The organism is Streptomyces sp. NPDC087844, assembly GCF_044742785.1.
Taxonomy (GTDB): Bacteria; Actinomycetota; Actinomycetes; order Streptomycetales; family Streptomycetaceae; genus Streptomyces.
Window position 1 is genome coordinate 1 of record NZ_JBIUVD010000053.1, and the last position, 13,755, is coordinate 13,755.

Sequence of the window (13,755 nt, forward strand, 5' to 3'; positions counted from 1 at the left end):
GTGGATGGCCGTCCGCGGCGGGCGGGGGTCTCCTCGTTCGGGATCAGCGGCACCAACGCCCACGTCGTCATCGAAGCCGCCGAACCCGCCCCGCAAACCGAGGAAGCCGTCGCCGAGCCCGGATCGGACGGCGACGCGCAGGCCGTACGGACCTCGGTCGTGCCGTGGGTGCTGTCCGCCCGCAGCCGCGAAGGGCTGGCCGCACAGGCCGCGCGCCTGCTCGCCTTCGCCGGGGAGCGGACGGATCTGAATCCGGTGGACGTCGGCTTCTCCCTGGCGACATCGCGGGCGGCACTCGAACACCGTGCCGCCGTCGTCGGCCACGAGCGAGAGGACCTGCTCCGAGGGCTCGCCGCACTGGCGGCCGACGAGCCCGACGCCGGAGTCGTACGAGGTTCCGTCCGCACCACCCCTGCTGCGACGGCGTTCCTGTTCTCGGGGCAGGGAGCGCAGCGGGTCGGTATGGGACGGCAGTTGTACGAAGCGTTCCCGGTGTTCGCGGCTGCGTTCGACGCGGTGTGTGGTGAGTTGGACGGGCATCTGGATCGGCCGTTGCGTGAGGTGGTGTGGTCGGAGTCGGAGCTGCTCGGGCAGACGGTGTTCGCGCAGGCGGGTTTGTTCGCGGTCGAGGTGGCGTTGTTCCGGCTGCTCGAATCGTGGGGCGTACGGCCTGACTTTGTGGCGGGTCATTCGATCGGTGAGTTGGCGGCTGCGCATGTGGCCGGGGTGTTCTCGCTCGGTGACGCGGCCAGGTTGGTGGCTGCGCGGGGCCGGTTGATGCAGGGGTTGCCGTCGGGTGGGGCGATGGCAGCGATCCAGGCGGGCGAGGATGAGGTCGTCCCGTTGCTGGACGGCGCGGAGGTGGCGATCGCGGCCGTCAACGGCCCGGACGCGGTGGTGGTTTCCGGTACGGAGGCCCAAGTCGCGGCGATTGAGGCTCACTTCACCGCGCTGGGTCGTAAGGCGAGCCGGCTGCGGGTTTCGCACGCGTTCCACTCCCCGCTCATGGACCCGATGCTGGACGCCTTCCGCGAAGTCGCCGAGAGCGTCACCTACAGCGCGCCCGTCATCCCGATCGTCTCCAACGTGACGGGCGGATCGGCGGAAGACCTCGGCTCGGCCGACTACTGGGTGCGGCACGTCCGCGAGGCGGTCCGGTTCGCCGACGGTGTCGCGCACCTCCGCTCCGCCGGCGTGACCCGCTTCGTGGAACTGGGTCCCGACGGCGTGCTGGCCGCGATGACCCGCGACTGCCTGGACGAACCGTCCGCCACGACACTCGTCGTCCCTGCCTTGCGCAGGAGCGAAGCCGAGGTCGCGACGCTGCTGACCGCCGTCGCCCAGCTCCACGTGAACGGTGCCGGGCCCGACTGGCGCGCGGTCTTCACCGGACGCGGCGCCCTCCACGTTGACCTGCCCACTTACGCGTTCCAGCACCGGCGTTACTGGCTGGAGGCATCCGGCGAAAGCGTCGATGTGACCTCCGTCGGCCTGGACCGCACCGGCCACCCGCTGCTCGGCGCGACGATCTCCCTGGCCGACTCGGGCAAGGTGGTGCTCACCGGCCGGCTGTCGGTGGGCGCCCAGCCGTGGCTCGCCGACCACGTCGTCGGCGGTGTCGTGCTCTTTCCCGGAACGGGTTTCGTGGAACTGGCGATCCGCGCCGGAGACCAGGTCGGCTGCGGACGCATCGAAGAGCTGACCCTCCGGACACCGCTCGTCCTGCCGCAGCGCGGCGGCGTCCAGGTCCAGGTCGCGGTGGGAGAGGCGGACGCCCTGGGGGCCCGTCGGGTCAGCGTCCACTCCCGTGACGAAGGCATGTCGGTGTGGACGCAGCACGCCGCCGGAACGCTGACGCCCGGCGGTCACGGCGGTCGCGAGGGCCACGAGGGCCACGAGGGCCACGACCTGGAACAGTGGCCGCCCCTGGGCGCTGCCCCCGTGGAGCTGGAGCGGTTCTACGAAGGACTCGCGGAATCCGGTCTGGAGTACGGGCCGGTGTTCCGGGGGTTGGGGGCGGCGTGGCGGCGTGGTGAGGAGGTGTTCGCGGAGGTCGCGCTTCCCGAGCAGGTGGAGGTGGAGGGGTTCGGGTTGCATCCGGCGTTGCTGGACGCTGGTCTGCACGCGGTGGCGTTGAGTGGTGCGGTCGGTGACGGGGTGGTGCTGCCGTTCGCGTGGTCGGGGGTGGAACTGTTCGCCTCCGGCGCCACGGCGCTGCGCGTCCGCGTCGTTCCGTCGGTCGGCGGAGTGGTCTCTCTGCAGGTCGCGGACGCCTCGGGACGCGCGGTGGCCACGGTGGAGTCGTTGGTGCTGCGGGAGATCTCCGCCGACCAGCTCTCGGCCGCCCGGTCGGTGTTCCACGAGTCGCTCTTCCGCGTGGAGTGGCCGCCGATTCCGGCAGGGCTCTCCGCCGCCGCAGCACCCTCCGACGCCTCGGCCGACTGGGTCACGTGGGACGAACTGGGACCCGACGACGAGGTCCCCGCGGTCGTGGTGCTGCCGTCCACCCCGGGAACGGACCCGGCCTCCGTCCGGTCAGCCGTGCACCGGGTTCTGGACGCCGTACGGTCCTGGCAGGCCGAAGAACGATTCGCCGACGCGATGTTGGTCGTGGCCACTCGTGGCGCGGTGTCCTCGAACGGTGAGGATGTCACCGATCTGGCGGGTGCGGCGGTGTGGGGTCTGGTGCGGTCGGCGCAGTCGGAGAATCCGGGGCGGTTCGTGCTGGCCGACCTCGACGCGGGTACCGGTCCTGCCGGGGTGGTGGCGGCAGCCGCTCCGGGTGAGCCGCAGGTGGCGATTCGCGAGGGTGTCGTTCACGTGTCCCGCTTGGCACGCGTCGGCGTTGAGGTGCGGGAAGGGCACGAGGAGTCGGCCTCGGTGTTCTCCAGCGATGGTGACGCCGGTGCTGTTCTGGTGACGGGTGCGTTCGGTGCGCTGGGCAGTCTGGTGGCGCGGCATCTCGTTGTCGAGCACGGGGTGCGGCGTCTGGTGTTGGTGGGTCGTCGGGGTGTGGAGGTTCCGGGGGCCGGGGAGTTGTGTGCGGAGCTGATGGGGCTGGGTGCCGAGGTCGAGGTGGTGGCTTGTGATGTCGCTGATCGGGATGCGGTGGCGGCGCTGGTCGCGGACCGGGAGCTGTCGGGTGTGGTGCACGTTGCCGGGGTGTTGGACGACGGGGTGATTGCGTCGTTGACCCCGGAGCGGGTGGACGCGGTGCTGCGTCCCAAGGTGGACGCGGCCTGGCATCTGCATGAGCTGACGCGGGACATGGGTCTGTCGGCGTTCGTGTTGTTCTCCTCGGCCGCGGGCGTGCTGGGGACGTCGGGACAGGGAAGTTACGCGGCGGCCAACGCGTACCTGGACGGCCTGGCGGAGCATCGCCGTGCGTGTGGACTGCCGGGTCTGTCCCTGGCGTGGGGGCCGTGGTCGGCGGGCGTGGGTGGCATGGCGGGCGGGCTCGCCGGTTCCGATGCGCAGCGGATGGCCCGGTCCGGGGTGGAGGGACTCTCCGCCGACCAGGGACTCGCCCTCCTGGACACCGCGGTCGCGCTGAGTACGGCCGCGCTGGTCCCCATCCGCCTCGATCCCGGGGTTCTGGCCGCCGCCGGGGCCGTCGAGGTGCCCCATCTGTTCCAGGGGCTCGTACCGAGGGTGCGGCGCTCGGCCACGGGCGCCCGTGCGGACACGGGGTCGCTGCGCAGGCAGTTGGCGACCCGGCCCGAGTCGGAGTGGCACGAGGTCCTGCTCGGCATGGTCCGTACCCAGGCGGCTGTCGTCCTCGGGCACGCCGGTCCGGCGGCGATCGACCCCGAGCGCGCGTTCCGCGACCTCGGCGTGGACTCGCTGTCGGCGGTGGAACTGCGCAACGGGCTGGGGGAGGCGACCGGCCTGCGGCTGCCCGCGACGCTGGTCTTCGACTACCCGACACCGGAAGTACTCGCCCGGTACCTGCTGAGCGAGGTGTCAGGCTCCGTGGACGACGGCCTCGGCGCCGTCGCGTCCGTCGCTTCCGACGACGAGCCGATCGCGATCATCGGGATGGCGTGCCGGTATCCGGGTGGGGTGGCTTCTCCCGAGGATCTGTGGCGGGTGGTGGCCGGTGGTGTGGACGTGGTGTCGGAGTTCCCGTCGGACCGGGGCTGGGATGTCGCGGAGTTGTTCGATCCGACGGGTGAGCGGCCCCACACCAGTTACGTGAATGCTGGTGGTTTCCTGCATGACGCGGCCGGTTTCGACGCGGAGTTCTTCGGGATCAGTCCCAACGAGGCGTTGACGATGGATCCCCAGCAGCGGTTGCTGCTGGAGACGTCGTGGGAGGCGCTGGAACGCGCCGGCATCGACCCCGCCGCACTGCGGGGCAGTGCGACCGGAGTGTTCGCCGGAATGATGTACCACGACTACGCGGCGAACAGCAGCACGGGCGCGATCGCCTCCGGCCGGGTGGCCTACAACTTCGGCTTCGAGGGCCCGGCGGTCACCGTCGACACCGCCTGCTCGTCCTCACTGGTGGCGCTGCACTGGGCCGCCCAGGCACTCCGCTCGGGGGAGTGCACGCTGGCGCTGGCCGGCGGTGTCGCGGTCATGGCCACTCCCGAGGCGTTCGTGGAGTTCAGCAAACAGCGCGGTCTCGCAACCGATGGCCGGAGCAAGTCGTTCGCCGCGTCCGCCGACGGCACCGGCTGGAGCGAGGGCGTCGGCATGCTCCTCGTGGAGCGTCTGTCGGACGCCCGGCGCAACGGTCACCCCGTCCTGGCCCTCGTCCGCGGCACCGCGACCAATCAGGACGGCGCGTCGAACGGGCTGACGGCACCGAACGGTCCGTCGCAACGCCGCGTCATCCGGCAGGCGCTCGCCAACGCGGGCCTCGGCACCGGTGATGTGGACGCGGTGGAGGCACACGGTACGGGCACCACGTTGGGCGATCCGATCGAGGCGCAGGCGCTGCTGGCCACGTACGGCCAGGACCGTCCGGAGAACAGCCCGCTGTGGCTCGGGTCCATCAAGTCGAACATGGGCCACACGCAGGCGGCGGCCGGTGTCGCGGGGATCATCAAGATGGTCAAGGCGATGGAGCACGGCGTACTGCCGCGCACACTGCACGTGGATGCGCCGACCCCGGAAGTGGACTGGACCTCGGGGGACGTCGAGTTGCTGACCGAGGCGCGCGAGTGGCCGCGGGCCGGTGGCCGCCCGCGCCGGGCGGGCGTCTCCTCGTTCGGCATCAGCGGCACCAACGCCCACGTCATCATCGAGCAGGTTCCGGCGTCGACGGATCCGGCATCGGTCGAGGAACCGTCGGCAGGCGCCATCCCCTGGATGCTGTCGGGCCGGTCCGCCGAGGGTCTGCGCGGCCAGGCCGAGAAGCTGAGGTCCTACCTCGCGGCTCACCCGGACGTGGGCTCCGCCGACGTCGCGTTCTCCCTGGCGACGTCTCGTCCCGCCATGGAACACCGCGCGGTGATGCTCCCGGACGACCGCGAAGCGGCACTCGACGGCCTGGCGGCCATCGCCGCCGGGGAACTGCGGGCAGGCGTCGTACGCGATACGGCGACGCCTGGTGCGACGGCGTTTCTGTTCTCGGGACAGGGGGCGCAACGGCTCGGTATGGGTCGGGAGTTGTATGGGGCGTTCCCGGTGTTCGCGGCTGCGTTCGACGCGGTGTGCGGCGAGTTGGACGGGCTTCTGGATCGGCCGTTGCGTGAGGTGGTGTGGTCGCACGCGGATCTGCTGGATCGGACGGTGTTCGCGCAGGCGGGTTTGTTCGCGGTCGAGGTGGCGTTGTTCCGGCTGCTCGAATCGTGGGGCGTACGGCCTGACTTCGTGGCGGGTCATTCGATCGGTGAGCTTGCGGCTGCTCATGTGGCCGGGGTGTTCTCGCTCGGTGACGCGGCCAGGTTGGTCGCTGCGCGGGGCCGGTTGATGCAGGCGTTGCCGTCGGGTGGGGCGATGGCCGCGATTCAGGCGGGCGAGGATGAGGTCGTTCCGTTGCTGGACGGCGCGGAGGTGGCGATCGCGGCCGTCAACGGCCCGGACGCGGTGGTGGTTTCCGGTGCGGAGGCCGAAGTCGCCCGGATCGAGGCCCACTTCACCTCCATCGGGCGCAAGACGTCCCGGCTGCGGGTGTCGCACGCCTTCCATTCCCCGCTCATGGATCCGATGCTCGACGCTTTCCGTGAGGTGGCCGAGAGCATCACCTACAGCAGCCCCGCCGTCCCGGTCGTGTCGAATGTGACGGGCGCGTTGGCGGAGGACCTGGGGTCGGCCGACTACTGGGTCGGGCACGTGCGCCAGGCGGTCCGCTTCGCCGACGGCGTCCGGACCCTGCACGACGAGGGCGTCACCCGCTTCGTGGAACTGGGCCCCGACGGTGTCCTGTCCGCGATGGTGCGGGCTGTGGTGGACGACGGAGTGCTGGTGGTGCCGACGCTGCGGCGGGAGCGTGGTGAGTCCGGGACGTTGCTGACGGCGGTGGGCCGGCTGCACGCGACTGGTGTTCCCGTGGACCGGGCCAGGCTGTTCGACGGTCGTGGTGCACGGCGTGTCGACCTTCCCACCTACGCCTTCCAACGCGAGCAGTACTGGCTCGACGTGCGGAGCTACTGGCGCGAGGCGTGGGCCGGCTCGGCGATCGGTGGCGACGACCTCGCCTCCGCGGGACTGGAGGCATCGGGCCACCCGCTTCTGGGGGCGGTCATCTCCTCACCCGACTCGGACGGTGTCGTTCTGACGGGCCGGCTGTCGGTGCGGGACCAGCCGTGGCTGCGCGACCACGAGGTGTTCGGCAACGTCGTGTTCCCGGGCAGCGGGCTCATGGAACTGGCGATCCGCGCCGGCGACCAGGCCGGCTGCCGAACGCTGGACGAGCTGACACTGGAAGCACCCCTGGTGCTTCCGGCCGAGGGCACGATCTCGGTGCAGGTCGTGGTCGGGAAGACGGGCGGGTCGACGGCGCGTACGGTCGCCGTCCACTCACGCACCGACGTCGACGCGCCCTGGACCCGCCATGCCTCGGGCCACGTCTCGGTCCCTGCCTCGGCAGCGGGCGCCGCGCCCGCCTTCGCACTTGAGCAGTGGCCGCCGGCGGAAGCGACCGCTGTGGACATCACCGGGCTGTACGACGACCTGGCTGAGGCGGGGCTGGAGTACGGTCCGGCCTTCCGGGGACTGCGTGCCGTGTGGCGGCGCGGCGACGAGGTGTTCGCCGAGGTCGCGCTCCCCGACTCCGAGGCGGTGGACGGCTTCGGCCTGCACCCGGCGCTCCTGGACGCCGCACTGCACGCGATAGCGTCGAACGACGGCGACCGGGGCACGGCTCTGCCGTTCGCCTGGTCCGGGGTGGAGCTGTTCACCTCCGGTGCCACATCACTGCGCGTCCGGCTGACCCGAACCGGTACGGCGAGCGTGTCCCTCCAACTCGCGGACCCGGCGGGCCGCCCGGTGGCGTCGGTGGAGTCGCTGACGCTGCGCGAGACGTCCGCCGCCCAACTCGCGCTGCTCCGCCCCGCGTTCCACGAATCGCTGTTCCACGTCGTCTGGTCCCCGCTCGAAACCCGGCCCGCTGCCGACCGGCCGTCCTGGGCGCACTGGGACACGTTGACACGCGACGCCCCTGTACCCGAGGTCGTACTGCTGGAGCTCCCGGCCGGTGACGCGACCGTCGTACGTCCGAGTGTCGGACGCGCCCTCGACGTCGTGCGGTCGTGGCTGGCGGAGGAGCGGTTCGCCGAGGCGACGTTGGTTGTCGTGACTCGCGGTGCGGTGTCCTCGGTGGGTGAGGACGTCATCGACCTCGCGGGTGCGGCGGTGTGGGGTCTGGTGCGGTCGGCGCAGTCGGAGCATCCTGGCCGGATCGTCCTGGTTGATCTTGACGCGAACGCCGGAATTGCTGATGTGGTGACTACCGTTGCCCTGCGCGAGCCTCAACTAGTCCTACGTGACGGTGTAGTTCACGCTTCACGGCTGGCGCGTACAGCGGTGGGGGCTCGGGACGATTCCCCGTCGGTGTTCTCCGGTGACGGTGCTGTCCTGGTGACGGGTGCGTTCGGTGCGCTGGGTGGTGTGCTGGCGCGGCACTTGGTGACGGGGCACGGGGTTCGTCGTCTCGTCCTGGTGGGGCGTCGGGGTGCCGAGTCGCCGGGGGCGGCGGAGCTGTGTGCGGAGCTGACGGGCCTGGGCGCCGAGGTCGAGGCCGTGGCCTGTGACGTGTCGGACCGGGACGCGGTCGAGGCGCTGGTGTCGGGTCGTGAGCTGTCGGGTGTGGTGCATGTCGCGGGGGTGTTGGACGACGGGGTGATCTCGTCGTTGACCCCGGAGCGGGTGGACGCGGTGCTGCGTCCCAAGGCGGACGCGGCGTGGCATCTGCATGAGCTGACCCGCGACCTGGACCTCTCGGCGTTCGTCATGTTCTCCTCGGCGGCCGGTGTACTCGGGTCCCCCGGCCAGGGCAACTACGCGGCGGCGAACGGGTTCCTGGACGCCCTGGCCGCACACCGCCGGGCGAACGGCCTGCCCGCCCAGTCGCTCGCCTGGGGACTGTGGAGCGGAGGAATGGCGGGGCAGGTCGACGACGCCGACCTCCGTCGTCTCGCCCGCACCGGCCTGAAGGCGCTGTCCGCCGAACAGGGACTCGCACTCTTCGACACGGCCGCAATGGTGGACGCGGCCGTCCTCGTCCCGATGAGCCTGGACCTCAAGACACTCGGCGCCGCCGGTGGCGAAGTGCCGCATCTGCTGCGCGGTCTGGTCCGGCGACCGGTACGCCGGGCCGTCGGCAGCGGAGCCGGCGGAACCGGCGGGACATCGGACCTCGGACGGCGGCTGGCCGGCCTGTCCGGGAACGAGAGGGAAGGCCTGCTGCTGGAAATCGTGCGCGGCAGCGCCGCGGCCGTCCTCGGGCATCCGGGTCCCTCGGCCATCGATCCCGACCGCGCCTTCGGCGAACTCGGCTTCGATTCGCTGTCGGCCGTGGAGTTCCGCAACGCGCTGAACGAGGCGACCGGGCTGCGCCTGTCGCCGACGCTCGTCTTCGACTACCCGACACCGACCGTCCTCGCCCGCCACCTACAGGACGCGGTGACCGGTGACACCGCGGACATCCCGCTTCCCACCGTTGTCCGGGTCGACGAGCCCGTAGCGATCGTGGGCATGGCCTGCCGTTTCCCAGGTGGTGTCGCGTCGCCGGACGACCTGTGGCGGCTGGTGGCCGACGGTGTGGACGCGGTGTCGGAGTTCCCCCGGGACCGCGGCTGGGACCTCGGACGCCTCTACGACCCCGAGGGCATCCGCCAGGACACCAGTTACGTCGACACCGGCGGGTTCCTGCACGACGCGGCCGAGTTCGACGCCGCCTTCTTCGGGATCTCGCCGCGTGAGGCCCTCGCCATGGACCCCCAGCAGAGGCTTCTGCTGGAGACCTCCTGGGAAGCTCTGGAACGAGCCGGCATCGACCCCTCGTCCCTGGGCGGAAGCCGGACCGGTGTCTTCGCCGGGGCGATGTACCACGACTACGCGTCGAGCAGTAACACCGGCTCGGTCGCGTCGGGCCGCATCTCGTACACGCTGGGTCTGGAAGGCCCGGCGGTCACCGTCGACACCGCGTGCTCGTCGTCGCTGGTCGCACTGCACCTCGCGGTACAGGCACTCCGCTCGGGCGAATGCTCCCTGGCTCTCGCGGGCGGTGTCGCGGTGATGGCGACGCCGGAGACCTTCGTCGAGTTCAGTCGTCAGCGGGGTCTCGCACGTGACGGGCGTGCGAAGTCGTTCGCCGCCGGAGCCGATGGCACCTCGTGGGGCGAGGGCGCCGGCATGCTGCTGGTGGAGCGGTTGTCGGATGCCCGTGCCAACGGGCACCCGGTCCTGGCGGTGGTGCGTGGCACGGCGGTGAACCAGGATGGTGCGTCGAACGGTCTGACGGCGCCGAACGGTCCGTCCCAACAGCGGGTGATCCGGCAGGCGTTGGCTACGGCCGGCCTCGGTACCGGCGATGTGGACGCGGTGGAGGCACACGGCACCGGCACGACACTCGGCGATCCGATCGAGGCGCAGGCGCTGCTGGCCACGTACGGGCAGGATCGTCCGGAGGGCAGTCCGCTGTGGCTCGGCTCGATCAAGTCGAACATCGGACACACGCAGGCGGCGGCCGGTGTGGCGGGCATCATCAAGATGGTCAAGGCCATGGACCACGGGGTCCTGCCGCGCACGCTGCACGTCGACGAGCCGACACCGCACGTGGACTGGGCCGCGGGCGAGGTCGAGCTGTTGACGGAGGCGCGGGAGTGGCCGGAGGTGGACGGTCGTCCGCGGCGGGCGGGGGTCTCCTCGTTCGGGATCAGCGGCACCAACGCCCACGTCATCATCGAAGCGGCTCCCGCGCCGGCCGAGGACGACGAACGGCCGACCGGGGCGACACCGGTGCCATGGCTGGTGTCCGGACGTGACCGGGACGCGGCGACGGCCCAGGCCGCCCGGCTGCTTCAGTTCCTCCAGGAGCACCCGGAACCGGACCCGGTGGACGTGGGCTTCTCCCTGGCCACCTCGCGGGCCGCGCTGGAGCACCGCGCCGTGGTGGTGGGAGAGGACCGCGCGGACCTTGTCGCCGGACTGGGCAGGCTGGCCGCAGGCGACCACAACCACCCCGAACAGGGCAGAACGGAGGGCGCGACGGCGTTCCTGTTCTCGGGGCAGGGGGCGCAGCGGGTCGGTATGGGTCGGGAGTTGTATGGGGCGTACCCGGTGTTCGCGGCTGTGTTCGATGCGGTGTGCGGCGAGGTGGACGGGCACTTGAACCAGTACATGGACGGTGCGTCGCTGCGTGAGGTGGTGTGGTCACACGCGGATCTGCTGGATCGGACGGTGTTCGCGCAGGCGGGTTTGTTCGCGGTCGAGGTGGCGTTGTTCCGGCTGCTCGAATCGTGGGGTGTACGGCCGGACTTCGTGGCGGGTCACTCGATCGGTGAGTTGGCGGCTGCGCATGTGGCCGGGGTGTTCTCGCTGGAGGACGGGGCGCGCCTGGTGGCCGCCCGGGGCCGGTTGATGCAGGGGTTGCCGTCGGGTGGGGCGATGGCCGCGATCCAGGCGGGCGAGGATGAGGTCGTTCCGTTGCTGGACGGCGCGGAGGTGGCGATCGCGGCGGTCAACGGTCCGGCGTCGGTGGTGGTGTCAGGTGCGGAGGCCCAAGTCGCGGCGATTGAGGCTCACTTCACTGCGTTGGGTCGTAAGGCGAGCCGGCTGCGGGTCTCGCACGCGTTCCACTCCCCGCTCATGGACCCGATGCTGGACGACTTCCGCGAAGTCGCCGAGAGCGTCACCTACAGCGCGCCCGTCATCCCGGTCGTCTCCAACGTGACGGGCGGATCGGCGGAGGACCTCGGCTCGGCCGACTACTGGGTGCGGCACGTCCGCGAGGCGGTCAGGTTCGCCGACGGTGTCCAGGCCCTTCGGGACGAGGGTGTCGCCCGCTTCGTCGAACTGGGACCCGACGCCGTTCTCACCGCGATGGCCCGCAACTGCCTTGACGACGAGCGGTCCGTACCTCTCGCGTTCGTGCCGGTGTTGCGTACTAACCAACCCGAGCCGACCGCCCTGCTCACGGCGCTCGGACAGCTCCACACCGCGGGAGTCGCTGTCGACTGGCACGCGATGTTCGCCGGGCGGGGAGCCCGGCTGGTCGAACTTCCCACCTACGCCTTCCAGCGGGACCGGTACTGGCTGGTGGACGCCCAGGTGGGCGACGGCCCCGCCGCGGTGGGGCTCGGCCCGGCCGAGCATCCGATGCTCGGCGCCGTGGTCAACCGGCCCGACTCCGACGGGGTGGCGCTGACCGGCAGGCTGTCGGCCGGGGACCTGCCCTGGCTGGCCGACCACGAGGTGTTCGGTTCGGTACTGCTGCCGGGCACTGCCTTCGTGGAACTGGCCGTGCGTGCCGGTGACCAGGTCGGATGCGGCGTACTTGACCAACTCACCCTGGCAGCACCGCTGATACTGCCCGAGCACGGAGTCGCGCTCCATGTGGCCGTGGGCGAGCCCGACGAGCTGGGCCGCCGCACGGTGAGCGTCCACTCCCGGCACGACGACGGCAATGGCACGACCGGTCAGGAGGCGTGGACCCGGCACGCCGAAGGCACCCTGTCCGCAGGCACCGGACAGCATCCTTCTGATGGTCCGGACCACCGGACTGCGTCGTCGGGGCCCGAGCAGTGGCCGCCCGCCGAGGCGACCCCGATCGACCTGGACGGTGTCTACGACCGCCTTGCCCAGCGGGGTTTCGGATACGGGCCGGTGTTCCAGGGGCTCCGCGCGGCGTGGCGGGCCGGTGACGACCTGTTCGCCGAGGTCGCGTTGCCGGAGGACGAGCGTGCCGGGGCCGCCGCGTACGGAATCCACCCGGCGCTGCTCGATGCCGCCCTGCACGTGATCCTGCTCGACGACGGCGAGGAGACAGGTGAGGCGACAAGTGAGGAGGCAGGTGAGGAGGCAGTTGCGGGGGCCCTGCTCCCGTTCGAGTGGAGCGGAGTGAACCTGCACGCCGCGGGCGCCCCGGTGCTCCGCGTCCGGGTGTCGCCGCTGGGTGGCACCGCGATGGAGCTGGCGGCCACCGACGAGGCGGGACGGCCCGTGCTCACCGTGGAGTCGCTCGTCTCGCGGCCCATGTCGCCCGAGCAGCTCACCGCGCGGAGCGGCCCGGACGGCTCACTCTTCACCGTGGCCTGGACACCCGCGCCCGACATGGTCGTACGGCCCGACGTGAAGACAGCGGTGCTGGGGTCCGACCGCCGCGGTCTGGACGACGCCGTGCCCGCGTTCGCGGACCTGGCCGAGCTGGCCGCGGCCGGCTGCCCCGATGTCGTGGTGTGGGCGTGCCCGTCCGGTGACGGCGACGTCCCCGCGGGCGTCCGGTCCGTGACGCACCGCGTGTTGGACGTCGTCCAGGGATGGCTGGCCGACGAGCGGTTCGCCGCGTCCCGCCTCGTGGTGGTCACCCGTGGGGCCACGACGGCGGGCGGCGCCGGACAGCTCGCGCAGGCGCCCGCTTGGGGCCTGGTCCGGGCCGCCCAGGCGGAGAACCCCGGACGGTTCGTCCTGGTGGACCTGGACGACGGACCGGTGCCGTCCACCTCCCTGGCCGCCGTGGCCGCCTCGGGCGAACCCGAGGCGGCGGTCCGCGCCGGAGAGATCCACGTGCCCCGACTGGTCGGTGTTGAGCCGGTGGCGTCGTCGGTGGTGTCGTTGGTGTGGGGTGGGTGGGGTTCGGGGTGGGTGATGGTGACGGGTGGGACGGGTGGGTTGGGTGCGTTGGTGGCTCGGCATCTGGTTGTTGCGCATGGTGTGCGGCGTCTGGTGTTGGTGAGTCGTCGGGGTGCGGGGGCGCCGGGGGCTGGGGAGTTGTGTGCGGAGCTGGCCGGGCTGGGTGCCGAGGTCGAGGTGGTGGCCTGTGATGTGTCGGACCGGGGTGCGGTTGCGGAGTTGGTTGCGGGTCGTGTGTGGTCGGGTGTGGTGCATGCGGCGGGTGTGGTGGACAACGGGTTGGTGGGTTCGCTGTCCGCGGGTCGGGTGGATGGGGTGTTGGGTCCGAAGGTTGACGGGGCCTGGTATTTGCATGAGTTGACGCGGGACATGGGTCTGTCGGCGTTTGTGTTGTTCTCGTCGGTGGGTGGGTCGTTGCTGGCGGCGGGGCAGGGTGGTTATGCGGCGGCGAATGTGTTTTTGGATGCGTTGGCCGCGTATCGGCGTGGTGAGGGGTTGGTGGGGACGTCGTTG

Annotated in this window: 1 protein-coding gene; it reads left to right on the forward strand. The window is 71.3% G+C overall.

All coding sequences use genetic code 11. From position 1 onward, the window contains the following. On the forward strand, positions 1-13,755 hold a 13,755-nt coding region (locus ACIOKD_RS41750; RefSeq protein WP_402093693.1), incomplete at both ends, for an SDR family NAD(P)-dependent oxidoreductase.